This is a genomic window from Saccharothrix violaceirubra (genome assembly GCF_014203755.1).
GTDB classification, from domain to species: domain Bacteria; phylum Actinomycetota; class Actinomycetes; order Mycobacteriales; family Pseudonocardiaceae; genus Actinosynnema; species Actinosynnema violaceirubrum.
Genome location: NZ_JACHJS010000001.1, coordinates 5,137,225 through 5,154,251, shown reverse-complemented (window position 1 = coordinate 5,154,251; position 17,027 = coordinate 5,137,225). Strand labels below are relative to the sequence as shown.

Sequence of the window (17,027 nt, the reverse complement as noted above, 5' to 3'; positions counted from 1 at the left end):
CCTCCGGACGGCCCGCGCCCTCGGCGTTCCCCGATGTGCTCAGCGTTCGAGGATGCCGCGTCGGTAGGCGGCGGCCACGGCCGACGCGCGGTCGGGCACCTCCAACTTCGCGTAGATGTGCAGCAGGTGGGTCTTGACCGTGGCCTCGCTGATGAACAGCTCGGCGGCGGCCTCCCGGTTGGTGCGGCCCTCGGCGATCAGGGCGAGCACGTCGAGTTCCCGCGCGCTCAACCGGGCGCGGGTCAGCGTGGGCTTCGGGCGGACCCGTTCCAGCAGCAACGCGGCCACGGACGGCGCCAGCACGGTCTCGCCCCGCGCGGCGGCCCGGACCGCGCGGAACAGCTCCTCGCGCGGCGCGTCCTTGAGCAGGTAGCCGATCGCGCCCGCCTCCACTGCCGGCAGCACGTCGGAGTCGGTGTCGTGCGTGGTGAGCACGAGCACCCGCACGGACGGCACGCGTTCCCGCAGCAGCCGGATCAGCGTGCCGCCACTGGGTTCGGGCATGCGCAGGTCGGTCAGCACCACGTCCGGCACGACGGCCTCGACCACGGTCAACGCCTCCAGCCCGCCCGCCGCCTCGCCGACGATCTCGAAGTCCGGCTGCGTGCCGAGCATCCCGCGCAACCCGTCGCGCACCACCGGGTGGTCGTCGACCACCACCAGCCGCAGCGTCACCGGTCCACCTCGATCACCGGCACGCTCACGCCGACCGCGGTGCCCGCGCCCGGTGCCGACTCGACGTCCACGTGCCCGGACAGCGCCGCGACCCGCTGCCGCAACGCGGTCAGCCCGAACCCGGTCGCCGCCGACGGGTCGAAGCCCCGGCCGTCGTCGCGCACGTCCAGCACGATGACATCCTCCATATAGGACAGTGTGACGGCGACCCGCGTCGCCGCGGCGTGGCGGCCGACGTTGGCCAGCGCCTCCTGCGCGGCCCGCAGCACGGTCACCTCCACCTCGGAGTGCACGGGCAGCGGCGTGCCGGTCACGGTGAACGACGCGGGCACGTGGTACTGCTCGTGCCACGTCGTCACGGCCTGGCGCACGGCGTCGCCGAGCCGGGCGTCCTGCAACGGTCCCGGCCGCAGCGCCTCGATCGACCGGCGGACCTCGACCAGACTGGTGCGCGCGAGGTTGCGGGCCGTGACGAGCCGGTGCCGCACGGGCGCGGGCACCGCGTCCGCCGCCACCTCCAGCTGGGTGACGATCCCGGTCAGCCCCTGGGCGACGGTGTCGTGGATCTCGCGGGCGATGCGGGCCCGCTCCTCGGTGATCCCGGCCTCGCGGGCCTGGCTCAGCAGCAGCTCGTGCAGGCGGGCGTTCTCGGCGGCCATGGCGACCAGCTCGCTGTTCACCATGCGCCGGCGGATCGCCTCGCGCTCCATGGTCCGCATCATGCCCCCGATCAGCACGGCCAACGACGTGCTCATGGCCAGGGTGACCAGCTTGGTGTACGGGTCCTCTTCGGACACGATCAGCCACGGGACGTTCGCCGTCAGCACCGCCGGGTAGGCGGGCCAGCCGGGCAGGGCGGCGAACGCCAGCAGGAAGCACATCGGGAGGAACACCTCGAACGCGTCGCTGCGCGACAGCAGGAGCGTGGTGAAGGCGAGCACGCCGACGTAGTAGACGGCCATCATCCACGTCAGCCGGTCCCACCACGCGGGGTGGCCGAGGACGAACCAGCCGTGCCACGCCGCCAGCGCCGCCGCGATGCCCAGCGTGACCAGGACCCGCGGGACGGAGGTGCCGGTCAGCACCTCCACCACGCACGCGAAGAGCAGCACGGCGTACGGCGCGGTGGCCCAGATCCGGTTCCACCGCCGTTCGACCTGTTCGCCGATCGACGTCACGCTGGGATCTTCCCCCGCCGGTAGGTCAGGCGCCGGAGCAGGGCGTCCGCCGGTCCACGCCGGTCGGCCCGGCGCAGCAGGTCCGCGATCACCACCGAGACCAGCCACGTGGCCAGTGCCAGTGCCCCGACCTCGGCCGTGCCGAGCTTCGCGCCGAGACCGAGCGTGTAGGGCGAGAGCAGGGCCACGAACACGACCGACTGGAACAGGTAGCAGGTCATGGACCGCTGACCGGTGGCGACCAGGGCCCGGACGACGGGACCTCGTCGTTCGCCGATGCGCAGCGCGATCAACCCGATCAACGCCGCGTACCCGAGCCCGCCCGCGATGCCCGTGACGGCGTGCAGCGCGGACACGGCCCACAGCCCGTCGACCGTCGTCGGCGACCAGAACCGCCCGACACCCAGACCGGCCGGCAGGCCGCCGAGCACGGCCACGGGGAGCCCGATGGCGGCGGTGCGGACCAGCAGCGGCCGGTGGGCGGCCGGGTCGGTGAGGACGCCGCGCCGTGCCGCCCACGTGCCGATGAGCAGGGCACTCCACACGCCGACCATGCCGATCGGGACCATGAGCCACTCGACCGGGTGCAGCGCGAGGGCCTTCGTGAGACTTTCGGTCTCGAACGAGAAGAAGTACTCGCGCTGCCCGGTCGGCGGCATCATGGCGGCGCCGCCCTGGATGACGGCCACGGGCACGAGCCAGAGACCGGCGATGACGATCAGCGCGCGGTTCGACACCCGCGTCAACGCCACGAGCACGAACCCCGCCAGGCCGTAGAGGCCGAGGACGTCGCCGGGGAACAGCAGCGTGGCGTGCACGAAGCCGAACACGATCAACCACCGGCTCCGGCGGCGGAGCAGCTTCTTGGCTTCCTGGTCGGACCTCCCGGCGGCCTTCTGCCGCTGGAAGATCCGGACCACGCCGTACGCGTAGAGGGCGGCGAACATGGGGTAGGCGCGGGCGTCGACCGCGGCCACGTCGAGCACGCTGACGATGCGGTCGAGGATCCCTTCCTCGACGATGTGCTGCCGGGAGCCGTAGGGGCGTCCGTGCAGGTAGTAGACCGAGTTCGCCAACGCGATGAGCGCCAGCATGAGTCCCCGCGCGAGGTCCGGCCCGAGCACCCGTTCGCGGGCCGCGAGGGGGCCTGGGCTTGCTGTGGTGAGCGACATGGGCTCAGCGTGTCGGGGCGGGGGTGGTGCGCGGATCGACGCATCGACGGAGCCCGACCTCCACCCCCGCGGGCCCGACATCCACCGATCAGTCGATGCGCGTCTTGGACTTGGGGCGCTGAGAGGGGGCGGTGAGCAGCATGATGCGGATCAGGAGGAACACGTTCGTCGAACCGAGCGCGAACCAGACCAGGGGGATGACGAACATCGGGACCCCCGTGCGGGCGGGTGCCGTCGTGAACATGGGGGTCTGACTTTTCTTGTACTTCCCGGTGCGGGTGACCGGGACCTCCTGTCCCACATCGTCCATGCCCAGCTCGTAGGTGAATATGTTCGGGTACTCCTTGCCTTCGTAGTGGACGACCGCGCGGCAGACATGGGATGCGCCGAGAAAGAACCAGCGGCGTTCGCAGGTGATGTCCCTGGCTACGCCGTCGGTCGGGGTCTCGGGTTTGCCGTTGTCCTGCCCCACCTCGTACACGAAGATCATGGCGTAGCAGAGGGCGATGATGAGCAGACCCAGGTGGCGGCGCTTGCGGTGCCAGGGGCGGCGTGTCGCGGTCATCGTTTTTCTTCGCGGTTGCGGTAGGGCAGGAAGACCTGGTCGCCCCGGTTGCGGTGGTGCTCCTTGGCCTTCTCGTAATCCTCTGCCAAGAACGCTTTGTTCAGCTCTTTGAGCCCTTCCCGGATCGGGGAGATGACGTCGCCCCAGGCGGGCATCAGGTGGCCCAGATCGAACGTGCGCGCCGCCCGGACCCAGTTCTGGCCGGACAGGATGCCGTTTCCGGTGGCGTTGTCCGCCTTCGTCAACCATGCCCAGCGGGAGTCGGGCATGTCGGCGCTGCGGGTGTTCATCGACGGGCTGCCGAGTTTGTCGTAGACGTCCTGGACCTTCTGCCGCCTGTTCGGGCCGTTCTGTTTCACGCGGTCGGCCCAGTCGCTTGCGCGCCTGTTCCAGTTGTCGGCCAGGGCATCGGCCTTGTTCGTGACGTTGTCCATGGCGTCACGTCCGCGTTGCGCACCGCCGGCGAGGGTGTCGCCCGCGCCGTCCAGTGAATCGGCGCGGGAGGCGCGGGTGGTGGAGGCGTGCATCAGGTCGGCGGCCCGTTGGTTGCCGACCGGGGTGTTGGGTGACACACGGGCCATGTCCGCGAGTTCGTCGGCCCGGCCGCGCATGCTGCCACCCATCCGCTTGGCCAATGCGGAGAGCGTGTCCATGATCGTGAACAGTTTCTTGAGGAACTGGGCGATCCGGCCGCCGATCTCGATCGCCTTGGTGACCGCGCGGGTCACGAACGCGGCGATGGAGGCACCTGCGGTGGGCACGGCCGAGGCCGGCGCCGGGATGCCCCAGGTGATCAGCGTGCCCGCCAGTTCCGCGAGTACGTCCCGGATGAGTGCCCGGGTGGCGGCGACCGCCGCCCCGGCGAGCTTGATCGCGGACGACGCGTCTTTGGCCGACTCCGACGCGTTCGTGAGTTGCCCGCCGAGCTTCGACGCGTGCTCGCCGTAGGAGGCGGCCGACGTGCCGCGCCAGTCGACCACTTCTGTGCGGTTCTCCTGGTACTGGCCCGCGACCTGCGCCAAGCGTTCGGAAATGTTCTTCCACGTGTTGGCGACCGCTTCGACGGCAGGCGGATCACCCGCCAGGTCGTCGAACGGCTTCCGGATCCAGCTCACGTTCTCGATGATCCAGCCGACCGCGCTGGAGGCCAGCGAACCGAGCGGATCGGCGATGACACCGACGACACCCAAGCTCATCGCGATGCCGTCGATGGCCGCGGCGATCTCGTCGATCTCCTTGGCTCGCCCACTGTCGTCGTCGCTTCTCGTCGCGAAGACATTGCGACCGATGTCTTCGGCCGTGTCGAAGATTCCGGCCCCGGCGAGAACTTTTCCGTCGTCCTTGACCGGGGCGACGAGTTCGTTGTCCGTCATCGGTTCATCCCGTCCAGGTTCGTGCTCTCGCCCGAGTCCACCGTGCGGTAGCCGGTGGCCGTCGCGTGCAGGTCGCCGGCGGTGGCGTCCAGGGCGTCGGGCAGCTTCCTGAGCAGGTCCCGGGCCGTGTCGAGTTCCTCGTCGAAGACGAACGAGTACACCTGGCAGAGCAGGCCCATCGAGTCGTCGCCGAGCTTTACCCGTCCCGCCGCCTCGACGGCCTCCCTGACGTCCGGGGCCAGCACGTCCTCGATGTAGTCCGCGTGCTCGTCCAGGTTGTCGGCGCTGGTACCGAAGCCGGTCATCGCAGGACCGGTCCGTCGTAGTAGTCGTCGTCGTTCCGGGAGGTCTTGCGGGCCGGGCGGTCCGTCGGCGCCGCGGTCGAGTCGATCGCGGTGATGCCGCGCTCCACCTGCTCGCGCAGGAAGTCCATGCCCTCGCCGTCGCCCAGGACCGGGCGGACGGCGTCCTCGATCATCCGGGCGGCGCCGACCTGCGCCGTGCGGATGGTGTCGGTGATGGTCGCGGCCAGTGTCGCGTAGCCCAGCTCGATCGCCTTGGGCGTCAGGCGCAACGACTCGATGCGGCCACCCGAGGCGACCGTCACGGTCACGGCGCCGTCGCGGCTGGTGGACGTCGTGCGGGCGGCGCGGAACGCGGCGTTCACGGCCTCGATCCGCTGTCGGGCCTGCTGCAACTGCTGCTCGAAGTCGGCTAAGTACCGGTGTGGATCGGTCCCGGCTGGTGGGTCGTGGCGCATCGTGGCACGTCGGTCACATTGCGTGGGCGGGAATGGCACCATGCGTATCCATTCGGACCAGAGGGGGAACGACGTGCGGGAACGACCGGTCGTCACGGACGACCTGCGGGCACGGGCGACGTCGAACACCTGGCTCCAGGTGTTCGACCCGGTGCTGGAGAAGGTGCTCGGGCCGGTGGGGGAGGCCGTGGTGGGGCGCTACCTGGTCGACGCCGACGGGCGGATCACCGACACCTACGTGGAGAACCCGCGCCTGCTCCGGCCGGAGAACGAACTGGAGGCCGCGCTGCTGCTCGCCGGAGCCGGGCAGGTCGGGCAGGACGACGTCGTGGTCGCCCTGCTCGGCGCGGAACTGGTGCTGCCACTGGACCCTTCGCGACGCGAACGCCCGCACCTGGTCTTCCGGGACGAAGGGCCGGTGCGCGTGGTGGACGCGTTCACGTCCGCGAAAGTCCTGCCCGCCGACTGGCCACCGCACTGGCAGCGGCGCACGGGAGTCGAGTTGGCCGTGCTGTTCGACCGGGCCGGCGAGGACTTCGTCCTGCGGCTGTGCGGACCGGTCGGGCTGCGGGTCGACCTGCCCGAGGCCGGGTTGGTGCGGGCTCTGCGCGACGTCGTCGGGTCAGGCGTCGTCGTGGCGGGTGAGCAAAGCGCGTAGGACGGCCATCTCCCGGGCCGGCGCCGCGCGTCCGGCCCGGGAGATGGTGATCCACGTGCGGGGCCGCTTGCCCTCGTAGCCCTTGGCCGCCTCGACCAGGTCCGCCTGCTCCAGCACGCTGATGTGCCGGGACAGGTTGCCGGCGGTCCGGTCCAGGGTCGACCGCAGGTAGCCGAACTCCACGCGGTCGGCCTCGTTGGCGATCGTGAGGATGCCCAGTCGATCACGCTGGCGCACCACGTCGTCGAGGTCGCCGGTCGGGTGTTCGCTCACCGGCGCACCCTACTCAGTACCAAAGCGGCCAATGCCCCGACCACGGCGACGGTGCCGGGGAGCAGGACGTCCTTGGCGGCGAACAGGATGTCGGTGCGGCTGTCCGGGCGCCATCCCGGCCGCCGGAAGCGACGATCGCGGCTACTACGTCGAATCTTGTGAGTGGTATCGGGTTGGTGGCTGCCGCTCGTGCCCCGGGTTCACCCTCGAAAGCGGGAGGTCTGCTCCTCCCAGGGGAATCCGGGAAGAGGGTGGTCTGGAATGGACGGTGACACGACGCCGGGGAGGCTCGTCGTCGACGACGTCTCGCCGGTGGTGTCGTCGGGACGGTGGCCGGCGAAGGCCGTGGTGGGACAGCACGTGACCGTGGCCGCCGAGGTCTGGCGCGAAGGGCACGACGCGGTCGCGGCGACCGTGGTGTGGTCCGGACCGGACGGCGTCCGGCGGGAGACCCGGATGCGGTCGACGGACCCCGGATCGGACCGCTGGGCCGCGGTGATCGTGCCCGACGCCGTCGGTGAGTGGGAGTTCCGGATCGACGCTTGGTCCGATCCCTGGTCGACGTGGACGCACGCGGTGCGCGCCAAGGTCGATGCCGGACAGGACGCGACCGAACTGGCCAACGACCTGGAGATCGGCGCCCGCCTGCTCGACGCGGCGGCGGCCGGCGAAGGGGTCTCGACCCGGTTGCGCGATGAGACGCTGCCGTTGGCCGAAAGGCTCGCCGCCGCGTTCGACCCGACGGTGCTCGCCCACCTCGACGAGTTCCCGGTGCGCGAACTCGTCACGGAGGGCACGCCGCTGACGCTGTGGGTCGACCGACCCCGGGCCGCTTTCGGTTCGTGGTACGAGTTCTTCCCGCGCTCCACGGGTGGCGTCGACGCGGCCGGGCGGCCGGTGCACGGCACGTTCCGCACGGCCGCGACCGGGCTGGAACGGGTGGCCGCCATGGGCTTCGACGTGGTCTACCTGCCGCCGATCCACCCGATCGGCGAGGTCAACCGCAAGGGGCGGGACAACACGCTCGACCCCGGACCCGACGACGTCGGCTCGCCCTGGGCCATCGGGTCGGCGCACGGCGGCCACGACGCGATCCACCCGGAGCTGGGCACGGTCGCCGACTTCGAGGCGTTCGTCGCCGAGGCGGACCGGCTGGGCATCGAGGTGGCGCTCGACCTGGCCCTGCAATGCGCGCCCGACCACCCGTGGGTCGTCGAGCACCCGGAGTGGTTCACGCGACTGCCCGACGGCACGATCGCGTTCGCGGAGAACCCGCCCAAGAAGTACCAGGACATCTACCCGCTGGACTTCGACGAGGACCCGGGCGGCCTGTACGCGGCGGTGCTGCGCGTGGTCCGGTACTGGATCGACCGGGGTGTGCGGATCTTCCGGGTCGACAACCCGCACACCAAGCCGCCGGACTTCTGGGCGTGGCTGATCGACCGCGTCCACCACGACCGGCCGGACGTGCTGTTCCTGGCCGAGGCGTTCACCCGGCCCGCGCGGCTGTACGGGTTGGCCCGCCTCGGTTTCACCCAGTCCTACACCTACTTCACATGGCGCGACGACAAGGCGGAGCTGACCGACTTCGGCCGCGAGCTGCTCGCCCACGCCCACGAGTCGCGGCCCAACCTGTTCGTGAACACCCCCGACATCCTGCCCGTGCCGCTGCACGACGCCGGACCGGCGGCGTTCGCCATCCGCGCCGCGCTCGCCGCGACGCTGTCCCCGACGTGGGGTGTCTACTCGGGTTTCGAGCTGTTCGAGGGCGAACCGGTCCGACCCGGCAGCGAGGAGTACGCGCACTCGGAGAAGTACGAGCTGCGGCCCCGCGACTTCGCCGCCGCGCGCGCCGAGGGCCGGTCGCTCGAACCGTGGCTGGCGCTGCTCAACCGCGTCCGCCGCGCGCACCCGGCCCTGTGGTCGTTGCACGGCTTGACCTTCCACGACGTCGACAACCCGAAGCTGATCGCCTATTCCAAGCGTGACCCCGCGACCGGCGACACCGTGCTGGTCGTGGTGACCCTCGACCCCGACCACCCGCAGGAGGGCACCTTGACCCCCGACCACACCGCGTTGGGCGCCGAGCGCGACTTCATCGTCCGCGACGAGGTCACCGGCCAGGTGTGGGAGTGGGGCGAGCGGGTGTACGTCAGGCTCGACCCGGCGCGGGCCGTCGCCCACGTCGCCGCGGTGGTGTCCCGATGAGCCAGGCGGACGACTGGTTCAAGAGCGCGGTGTTCTACGAGGTGCTCGTGCGCGCGTTCAGCGACTCGGACGGCGACGGCTTCGGCGACCTGCGCGGCCTCGCGTCCCGCCTGGACTACCTGCAATGGCTGGGCGTGGACTGCCTGTGGCTGCCGCCGTTCTACGACTCGCCGTTGCGCGACGGCGGCTACGACATCCGCGACTTCCACACGGTGCTGCCGGAGTTCGGCACGGTCGAGGACTTCGTGCACCTGCTGGAGGAGGCGCACCGCCGGGGCATCCGCGTGATCACGGACCTGGTGCTCAACCACACCTCGGACGCGCACCACTGGTTCCAGGAGTCGCGCCGCGACCCCGACGGCCCGTACGGCGACTTCTACGTGTGGAGCGACGACGACACGAAGTACGCCGACGCGCGGATCATCTTCGTCGACACCGAGACGTCCAACTGGACGTTCGACCCGGTGCGCAAGCAGTTCTACTGGCACCGGTTCTTCTCCCACCAGCCCGACCTGAACTTCGACAACCCGGCCGTGCGGGACGCGATGCTCGACGTCATGCGGTTCTGGCTCGACCTGGGCATCGACGGCTTCCGGCTCGACGCCGTGCCCTACCTGTTCGAGCGTGAAGGCACCAGCGGCGAGAACCTGCCGGAGACGCACGACTTCCTGCGGCTGTGCCGCAAGGTCGTCGACGACGAGTACCCCGGCCGGGTGCTGCTGGCCGAGGCCAACCAATGGCCGACCGACGTCGTGGACTACTTCGGCGACCCGGACGTGGGTGGCGACGAGTGCCACATGGCGTTCCACTTCCCGCTCATGCCCCGGCTGTTCATGGCCGTGCGGCAGGAGACCCGCGAGCCGATCTCGGAGATCCTCGCGGCCACGCCGGAGATCCCGTCCGGCACCCAGTGGGGCATCTTCCTGCGCAACCACGACGAGCTGACGCTGGAGATGGTCAGCGACGAGGAACGGGCCTTCATGTACGCGGAGTACGCGAAGGACCCGCGCATGAAGGCCAACATCGGCATCCGGCGACGGCTCGCGCCCCTGCTGGACAACGACCGCGACCGGCAGGAGCTGTTCACGGCCATGCTGCTGTCGCTGCCCGGTTCGCCGGTGCTGTACTACGGCGACGAGATCGGCATGGGCGACAACATCTGGTTGCCCGACCGCGACGGCGTGCGCACGCCCATGCAGTGGACGCCCGACCGCAACGCCGGGTTCGGCACCGGCGACCCGGGCCGGCTCTACCTGCCGGTCGTGTCGGACGCCGTCTACGGCTACCAGGCCACGAACGTCGAGGCGCAGCTCGGCAGCCCCGGCTCGCTGCTGCACTGGACGAAGCGCATGATCGAGGTCCGCCGCGGGCACCCCGCGTTCGGGCTCGGCGGTTTCCGCGAACTGCGCCCGGACAACGTCGCCGTGCTCGCCTACCTGCGCGAGCACGGCGACGACGTGGTGCTGTGCGTCAACAACCTGTCCGCCCGACCGCAGCCGGTCGACCTGGACCTCGGCGGGTTCGCCGGGCGGACGGTCACCGAACTGACCGGCGGCGTGGACTTCCCGGTCGTCGGCGCCGCGCCGTACCGGATCACCGTGCCCGGCCACGGGTTCTTCTGGTTCGCGATCGGGGCGGCGGCGTGATCCCCGGACTGGCGGACTGGCTGCCCCGGCAGCGCTGGTTCCCCGGCGAGGACGCGGGCGAGGTGCGCGTGGTGCGGGCCGAGCCGTTCGCGGACGGCGGCGTACTGGCCATTGTGGACACCGCACTGGGACGGTTCCACGTGCCCGTGGGCATCCGCACGTCGGCCGACGTGCCCGCCGGGGCGGTGATCGGCACGGCGGACGGCCTGGTGCACTTCGACGCCTTGGCCGACCCGGAGCTGGTGGTCGGGCTGTACGAGGCGGTGGCCGCCGGACGGCCCGGTGCCGTGGCGTTCCGCCCGGAACCCGGCGCCGAACTGCCGCTGCCGGTGTCCGTGCGGGCGATGGGCGTGGAGCAGTCGAACACCTCGGTGGTGATCGGCGGGCACAGCGTGCTCAAGGTGTTCCGGCGCGTGTGGCCGGGGGAGAACCCGGACGTGACGTTGCACCGCGTGTTGCGGGAAAGTCCTTACGTGCCGGACCTGCTGGGCACGTTCGCGTTGGACGGCACGGACACGCTCGGCCTGGTCGAGTCGTTCGTCGCGGACGCGGTCGAGGGCTGGTCGGCGGCCCTGGACGACCTCGGGCACGTGCTCGCGGGCCGGTCGCGCGACCTGGACCTGGTCGGCGGGCTCGGTCGGCTCGGGGTCGCGGTGGCGGGGGTGCACGGTCGGCTCGGCCGGGCGCTGGGCTTCTCCCGCCTGTCGCCGGACACCACCGCCGACCGGTTCCTCGGCCGGCTCGACGACACCTTGGCCGTGGCACCGGAGTTGGCGCCGCACGCGTCCGCGCTGCGGGTGCTGCTCGACGAACGGGTGCGGTCCGCCGAACCGGCCGTGGCGCACCGGGTGCACGGCGACCTGCACCTGGGCCAGGTGCTGCTCTCCTCTGGCCAGTGGACGCTGCTGGACTTCGAAGGCGAACCCAGCGCGTCGCCGACCGAACGGGCACGGGCGGACTCGCCGCTGCGCGACGTGGCCGGGATGCTGCGGTCGTTCGACTACGTGGCGGGCCACCACCGGCTCGACGCGTCGACGTGGTCGGCCGACCACGAACGCCGGTCGCGCGACTGGGTGCGTGACGCCCGGCGCGCGTTCCTCACCGGCTACTCCGGCCACTCGGCCGTGGACCTCAAAGCGTCGAAGGCGTTGTTGCGGGCTTACGAGCTGGACAAGGCGTTGTACGAGGTGCGCTACGAGTCGGCCAACCGGCCGGAGTGGCGGACCGTGCCCCTGCGGGCGGTCCGCGACCTGATCGGACCCGTGGGCTGATGCCAGGGCGCGGGGGTTCTCCGGAGAACCCCCGCGCCGGCGGGTCACGGCGTGGACAGCGGGAGCTTTCCGATCCGGTTCGGGGTGAGCAGGCCGAACCACACGGCGTCCGGGCTGGTGACGTTGACGTCGCACGGGTACGAGGCCGACGACGGGGTGGGCCACATGCGGACCTGGCGGGTGGTCGGGTCGAAGCGGGCGATCTGGTTGCCCAGGCCGAACGCGGCCGGGAAGCTCACCGAGAAGTAGATCCGGCCGTCCGCCGCCTCGGCGATCGGACCGGCCATGGGCAGCGGGTTGCCGACGCTGCCGATGCCCAGACCCGCCAACACGCTGTTCAGGATGCCGCCGAGGCCGGACAGCGGGTACTCGACGATGCGTCCGGTGACGGGGTCGATGTTCGCGATCTTCATGCCCAGCGACTCGCCGACCCAGATCGTGCCGTCGCCCGCCGTGCGGACGCCTACCGGGTACGACGCCGGGGTGGGCATCGTGTACTGCGTGAACGCCTTGGTGTCGACGTCGATCGTCGCGACCTTGTTCAGCTGCGGCAGGTTGAACAGCACGGTCCGCCCCGGCCCCGGCTTGATGATGCCGAACAGGGCGCCGAGCTGCCCGAGGATCTCACCCGGCACGCGGTACCTGCCCCACTCCCCGGTGGCCGGGTCGTAGCGGCCGATCGAGTCGAGCCCGCCGAGCGTGAACCACAGCGCACCGTCCGGGCCGACGGCGAGGTCGTTGGCCAGGCCGAGCCCGGTGTGCAGGGGGATGTCCAGGGCGGTCAGGCTGAACGCGTTCGCCCACGGCAGGAGGTGTTCGGTCATCGAGCCGTCGGTCGTGTCGACGCGGAGCAGGCTGTTGCCGGTGACCTGCGGCAGCCACAGGCCGTCGCCGGCCACGTCCATGCCGCCCGGCACGGACAGCGGCATCGGTGTGGAGAAGTTCGCGAAGGTGCCGGACACCGGGTCGAAGCGGGCGACCTGGCCGCTCAGGTACTGCTCGATCCACAGCGCGCCGGTGTCGTCGAACTCGACCTCGCAGACCCCGCCCACCGGCAGTGCCGACGGCACCGGGCCGTACTCGACGATCGGGGTCGCGGCCGACGCCGTGCCCGGGACGAGGGCCGCGACCAGTGCCAGGAGCACGGCCAGTCGGAAGTGCTTGTGTCGCAAGCTTTTCGCTCGTCGCATCCAGGCGAGGGTAGTGGCGTCGAAGGGTTCCGGGGATCACTCCATCAGGTGGTCCGGAGCGCGGAGTGCGCGGTGGCGAGGCGTTCGGGTGCCGACGGGAAGGTCGTTCCCGAGATCTCGTCCGCCCACGCGAGCAAGGTGCGCATGTGCGTGGACGGCGACGTGGTGATGTCCGGCCGTCCTTCGACGACCAGCCCGCCGCCGCCGTCCACCGCGATCACGGTCCCGTCGCGGACCACGGTCGACCCGAAGCGGGCCTCGCCTTCGTGGACGACCAGGTCACGGACACCGACCACGGCCGGGGTCCCGGCGGCGCGGGCCACCACGGCGGCGTGGCTGGTCGGACCGCCGCGTGCGGTGACGATGCCGACCGACGCGGCCATGCCGTGCAGGTCCAGCGGGGACGTCTCCGGGCGGACCAGGATCACCGGCCCGGTCGTCCGCGCGGCCCGGTCCGCGGTCGTGGCCACGCGGCCCACGGCGACGCCGGGTACGGCGCCGGTGCCGCGGCCCAGCAGCGGGGTCGGGTCGGCGATGCGGGGGACCTCCGCCAGATCCCGGGGATCGACGCGGAGTACCGCCCTCGTCCGGTCGATCCGACCCTCCCGCGCGAGGTCGACCGCCGCGCGCACGGCCGCCGTGCCGACCAGTCCACCCGCTCGGGCCTGGAGGAGCCAGAGCTTCCCGGACTCGAAGGTGAACTCCACGGAACACACGTCGCGGTAGTGCCCCTCCAGCGTCGCCAAAGCGGACCGCAGGTCGTGCCACACGCCGGGTTCGCGGTCCAGCGCCGCGAGCGGCGACGTGAGGTGGCTGCCGGACACCACGTCCGTGCCCCGGTGTCCGAAAAGGACTTCGCCGTACGGTGTGGGAGCGCCGGTGTTCGGGTCGCGGCTGAACGCCACCCCGGTGCCGCTGTGCGGGTCCCGGTCGCCGAAGACCATGGCCTGGACGACCGCTGCCGTGCCCAGGCCGTGCGGGATGTCGTGCAGGGCGCGGTAGGTCCGCGCACGCGGCGTGTTCCAGGACGAGAACACGGCCTCGACCGCGCTTTCCAGGTGCGCGCGGTCCACGTCCAGGATCGTGGACATCATCCCCGGCATCGACACGGCCGCGCCCGAGCGGACCGACAGCGGCCCGTCGGGCACGGCGGCGGTCAGCTCGGCGAGCAGGCCCGTCGGCAACCGGCCCGAGCCCAGGAACTCCCGGCACGCGGCCGTGTCCACGACGACGCCGGGCGGCACGGGAAGGCCCAGGCCCAGCATGGTGGCCAGGCCCTGTGCCTTGGCACCGACAAGTCGTACCGGTGCGGGGACAAGGGGGTGGACGTGGCTCACCACCGGGGCATGCCCAACGTGGCCAACAGGTCTTCGTGCAGCTGGAACCACACCGTGTGGTAGGACTCCAGGTGGTCCGCCAGGTACGCCGACTCCCCGGAGCGGGCGCGGGCCAGCGCGGCCGACAGGCGTTCGCGGTAGCGCGCGAACCGGGGGAGCGCGGTGGCCAGCGCTTCGAGCACCGCGTCCGCCCGGTGGTCGAAGTCGGCGAACAGCTCCAGCACCCGGTCGGTGTCGGCGCGGCGTAGCTGCCACGCCGTGCACAGGTCGAGCAGTTCCGGGTTGAGGACCATGAAGTCCTTGTACGCGGCCATGACCGCGTCGTGGACGGCCTTCACCTCCTCGGCCCGGTACCACGCGTCGGCGGCCCGGCCCTTGTCGGTCAGGCACCACGCGCCCTGGGCGCGTGCGACCATGCCCGCCACCGCGAGGTCGATCAGGTCGGAGTCCACTGTGGACTCTTCGGTCCCGAGGGCGACGGCGATTCGCGCCGTGCCGCAGGAACCCATGCAGCGCAATGCGTACAGCGTGGCGACGGATGTCATCGGTCAAGCCCTTTCGCGACCGCGTGGCAGGCTCCCCGACCGGAGGCGTGGGCCACGACCTTCCCGTTCCGGACCCGGATCGCGGCCTCGGTGTCGTCGGCGTTGGCCACCCCGGCGTAGGCGGCCAGGGTGTCGTCGTCGAGCACGATCCGCAGCGCCGGCGGTGCCTCGAACGCCCGGTGCAGGCACCCCGCCACGTCCCCGATCCGCAGGCGCACCAACCGTCCCGCCTCGGCGGGGTTCGACGTGAGCACCACGGCCGTGACCGCGTCCTCGGGGCCGGCCGCGCGCACGGCCTCCTCGATCGCGCCGAGGCGCCGCGTGCCCAGGAACGCCACGACCCCGTCGAGCGTCAGGTCGGCCGACCCGCCGCCCACCAGGTCCGGCCACCACGCGGGCGGTCGCCACGGGTCGTCGCCGGGAGTCGGCGGCGGGATCAGCGGCAGGTACGGCGGGTCCCAGGAGTCTTCGAGGTCGAGCGACGCCAGGTGGTCGCACGCGCGGGCCACGTCGAACGGGTCGCCGGCGCCGGGCGCGGCCTCGGCGAGCCGGGCGACGCCGCCGAGCAGCGTCAGCACCAGTTCGGCCAACCGCACCCGGCGGGAACCGGTCTCCAGGGCCAGCCCCAGCAGCAGCGCTTCGACCTGCACGACCTGGGCCAATGCCGCGCGCAGCGGCTCGTCGTCCAGCACGCCGCCCAACGACCGCAGTCGCAGGTGGCCGTCCGCCGGTGCGTCGCCCGCGAGCGGCAGGCGGTCGAGCCAGGCGCGGGCGAACGCACCCGGCGTGCCCGGGGACGGCACCGGGCCACCCTCGGCGTGGTCCACGAGGTCGACCAGGACGGCCAGGTAGAGGGCGCGTTTGCCGGGGAAGTTGGAGTACACCGCGCCGCGGGTCAGGTCGGCCCGGTCGGCGATCCGGTCGATCCGGGCTTCCAGGTAGCCATGCTCGGCGAACTCGTCGCGGGCGGCGGCCAGGACCGCGTCACGGGTGCGTTCCTGCTGTTGGGCGCGGGTCAGGCGGACCACGGCGCACCCGGCTCGGTACTCATGTCATCAGGATACGCACACAATCCAGATGATGGGAACATCTCGTTTTGGTCCGTCCGGACTCCAGGGCGGGGGCGCACTCTCGGACCCAGCCTCTCCGACCCGGCGGACACCCCTCTCGCGCCGAGAGGTCGGAGAGCAGCCCGGCGGCTGGGCGCGACACCCCCTTCGCGCCCACCCGCCGGGCCTCCACGCGGGCCTCGTCTCTCGGGTTTCTTCTTTGGGGCCTCTTCTTCGCGCCCGCCACCGAACCGCGGCGGGCCGAACCACGCCGAATCGGGCAGGGCGGCCGAACCGGGTCGGTGCGGGACATCCCGTCGGAGCGAGCGGGTCGACGGGGTGAGCGGGTCCGTCGAACTCATGTCGCGAATCGCGCCTCGGGAATCCACGCCGCGCAGTCGTACTCGTGCTGACACGTCTTCACTGTCGCGCAACGGCTTCTGCCGCCATCTCCGCCGTCGGACCCCGCGGCGAGACCGTCGCGGTCCAAGCACTGCCAGGCGTATCCCACCCGCTCCGCCGAACGGTGTGCCGGCCGGAGTCAAGGCCGCCGCTACCGGGGGTCCAGCGGCCGTTCGCAGGATTCGGGGCGACCGACCGCTGGGAGGAATGATGGGAGACGCCGACAAGGCATGCGAAACGCCGGTCTGCGCGCACCGGACCGGGGCCGGATTCCACCTGTGCGGCCAGTGCCGGCAGGTGCTGGCCCGCGAACTGCTCTCGCTGCCCGCGCTCCACCGGGAGTGCGGCGCGTGGCACGACGACGCGCGGACCACGCGGGTGCGTGCGGATGTCGACGACATCCTCGCCTCCTGGTGCTCGCTGGTCGTGTGCGAGCGCGGTGTGGTGGGGCCTGCCACCGGCGAGGTCGAGGACCTCGCCGTGTTCCTCGACGTGAACCTCGCCTGGCTGGCCGGGCACGCCGCCGCCGCGGACTTCGCCGTCGAGGTGCGCGAGCTGGTCGAGGCCGCCGGCCGGCCCGTGACCGACTGCGGGCACGCCACGTGCGCACCGGACCGGTGCGAGGCGGGCCAGGAGTGGCTCGCCCTGCGCACCCGCGCACCCCGGCGTCCCTCGGGCGGCCACCGCGCACGCCGGCGCCGGACCAAGCGGCGCTCGTGATCCGC

At 71.8% G+C, this 17,027-nt stretch carries 17 protein-coding genes; 5 read left to right on the top strand and 12 right to left on the bottom strand.

Annotated features, from left to right (window positions below):
* Window positions 1-39: 39 nt before the first annotated feature.
* The 7 genes from F4559_RS23505 to F4559_RS23475 form a co-directional block, all read right to left on the bottom strand.
* On the bottom strand, window positions 40-675 hold the full coding sequence (locus F4559_RS23505) for a response regulator (RefSeq protein WP_184672092.1): 636 nt from the start codon (window positions 673-675) through the stop codon (window positions 40-42).
* Window positions 672-1,853, bottom strand: coding sequence for a sensor histidine kinase (locus F4559_RS36540; protein ID WP_184672090.1), 1,182 nt, complete (start codon window positions 1,851-1,853; stop codon window positions 672-674). Before F4559_RS36540 ends, F4559_RS23505 begins: the two co-directional genes overlap by 4 nt.
* Window positions 1,850-3,025 carry a DUF418 domain-containing protein gene (locus tag F4559_RS23495; protein ID WP_184672088.1) on the bottom strand — a complete coding sequence of 392 codons (1,176 nt, stop codon included), beginning with the start codon at window positions 3,023-3,025 and terminating at the stop codon, window positions 1,850-1,852. The genes F4559_RS36540 and F4559_RS23495 overlap by 4 nt, the downstream gene beginning before the upstream one ends.
* Before the next feature lie 88 nt (window positions 3,026-3,113).
* Complete coding sequence (locus F4559_RS23490; RefSeq protein WP_184672086.1) at window positions 3,114-3,590, bottom strand: hypothetical protein; 477 nt, start codon at window positions 3,588-3,590, stop codon at window positions 3,114-3,116.
* Window positions 3,587-4,963 (bottom strand): WXG100-like domain-containing protein, encoded by a 1,377-nt coding sequence (locus tag F4559_RS23485; RefSeq protein WP_184672084.1) that lies wholly within the window; start codon window positions 4,961-4,963, stop codon window positions 3,587-3,589. The genes F4559_RS23490 and F4559_RS23485 overlap by 4 nt, the downstream gene beginning before the upstream one ends.
* Window positions 4,960-5,268 (bottom strand): type VII secretion target, encoded by a 309-nt coding sequence (locus F4559_RS23480; RefSeq protein WP_184672082.1) that lies wholly within the window; start codon window positions 5,266-5,268, stop codon window positions 4,960-4,962. Before F4559_RS23480 ends, F4559_RS23485 begins: the two co-directional genes overlap by 4 nt.
* Window positions 5,265-5,723 carry a YbaB/EbfC family nucleoid-associated protein gene (locus F4559_RS23475; RefSeq protein ID WP_184672080.1) on the bottom strand — a complete coding sequence of 153 codons (459 nt, stop codon included), beginning with the start codon at window positions 5,721-5,723 and terminating at the stop codon, window positions 5,265-5,267. The genes F4559_RS23480 and F4559_RS23475 overlap by 4 nt, the downstream gene beginning before the upstream one ends.
* Window positions 5,724-5,796: 73 nt before the next feature.
* Here F4559_RS23475 and F4559_RS23470 point away from each other — a divergent pair, with 73 nt between their 5' ends.
* Window positions 5,797-6,381, top strand: coding sequence for a hypothetical protein (locus F4559_RS23470; RefSeq protein ID WP_184672078.1), 585 nt, complete (start codon window positions 5,797-5,799; stop codon window positions 6,379-6,381).
* Here F4559_RS23470 and F4559_RS23465 read toward each other — a convergent pair.
* Window positions 6,346-6,654 carry a transcriptional regulator gene (locus tag F4559_RS23465; protein WP_184672076.1) on the bottom strand — a complete coding sequence of 103 codons (309 nt, stop codon included), beginning with the start codon at window positions 6,652-6,654 and terminating at the stop codon, window positions 6,346-6,348. The two genes, F4559_RS23470 and F4559_RS23465, sit on opposite strands and share 36 nt — an antisense overlap.
* Window positions 6,655-6,915: 261 nt before the next feature.
* Between F4559_RS23465 and F4559_RS23460 the strand changes: the two genes are divergently transcribed.
* From F4559_RS23460 to F4559_RS23450, 3 genes are read left to right on the top strand one after another with little or no spacing between them, the layout of a single operon-like run.
* The gene (locus F4559_RS23460; RefSeq protein ID WP_184672074.1) at window positions 6,916-8,862 is read left to right on the top strand and encodes a maltotransferase domain-containing protein; all 1,947 of its coding nucleotides are present in this window, start codon (window positions 6,916-6,918) and stop codon (window positions 8,860-8,862) included.
* Complete coding sequence (gene treS / locus F4559_RS23455) at window positions 8,859-10,508, top strand: maltose alpha-D-glucosyltransferase (RefSeq protein ID WP_184672072.1); 1,650 nt, start codon at window positions 8,859-8,861, stop codon at window positions 10,506-10,508. The genes F4559_RS23460 and treS overlap by 4 nt, the downstream gene beginning before the upstream one ends.
* Entirely contained in the window at window positions 10,505-11,779 is a 1,275-nt protein-coding gene (locus F4559_RS23450) for a maltokinase N-terminal cap-like domain-containing protein (RefSeq protein WP_184672070.1), read from the top strand. Before treS ends, F4559_RS23450 begins: the two co-directional genes overlap by 4 nt.
* 44 nt (window positions 11,780-11,823) lie before the next feature.
* Here F4559_RS23450 and F4559_RS23445 read toward each other — a convergent pair whose 3' ends face one another.
* From F4559_RS23445 to F4559_RS23430, 4 genes are read right to left on the bottom strand one after another with little or no spacing between them, the layout of a single operon-like run.
* The gene (locus F4559_RS23445; protein WP_184672068.1) at window positions 11,824-12,969 is read right to left on the bottom strand and encodes a Vgb family protein; all 1,146 of its coding nucleotides are present in this window, start codon (window positions 12,967-12,969) and stop codon (window positions 11,824-11,826) included.
* A 44-nt stretch (window positions 12,970-13,013) separates the two neighbouring features.
* A complete protein-coding gene (locus F4559_RS23440) occupies window positions 13,014-14,306 on the bottom strand; it encodes a PEP/pyruvate-binding domain-containing protein (RefSeq protein ID WP_312865787.1) in 1,293 nt (430 codons plus the stop codon).
* Window positions 14,303-14,851, bottom strand: coding sequence for a transcriptional regulator (locus F4559_RS23435; protein ID WP_184672066.1), 549 nt, complete (start codon window positions 14,849-14,851; stop codon window positions 14,303-14,305). The genes F4559_RS23440 and F4559_RS23435 overlap by 4 nt, the downstream gene beginning before the upstream one ends.
* A complete protein-coding gene (locus tag F4559_RS23430) occupies window positions 14,848-15,879 on the bottom strand; it encodes a TetR/AcrR family transcriptional regulator (protein WP_184672064.1) in 1,032 nt (343 codons plus the stop codon). The genes F4559_RS23435 and F4559_RS23430 overlap by 4 nt, the downstream gene beginning before the upstream one ends.
* 633 nt (window positions 15,880-16,512) lie before the next feature.
* Between F4559_RS23430 and F4559_RS23425 the strand changes: the two genes are divergently transcribed.
* Complete coding sequence (locus F4559_RS23425; RefSeq protein WP_184672062.1) at window positions 16,513-17,022, top strand: hypothetical protein; 510 nt, start codon at window positions 16,513-16,515, stop codon at window positions 17,020-17,022.
* The last annotated feature ends 5 nt before the right edge of the window (window positions 17,023-17,027 follow it).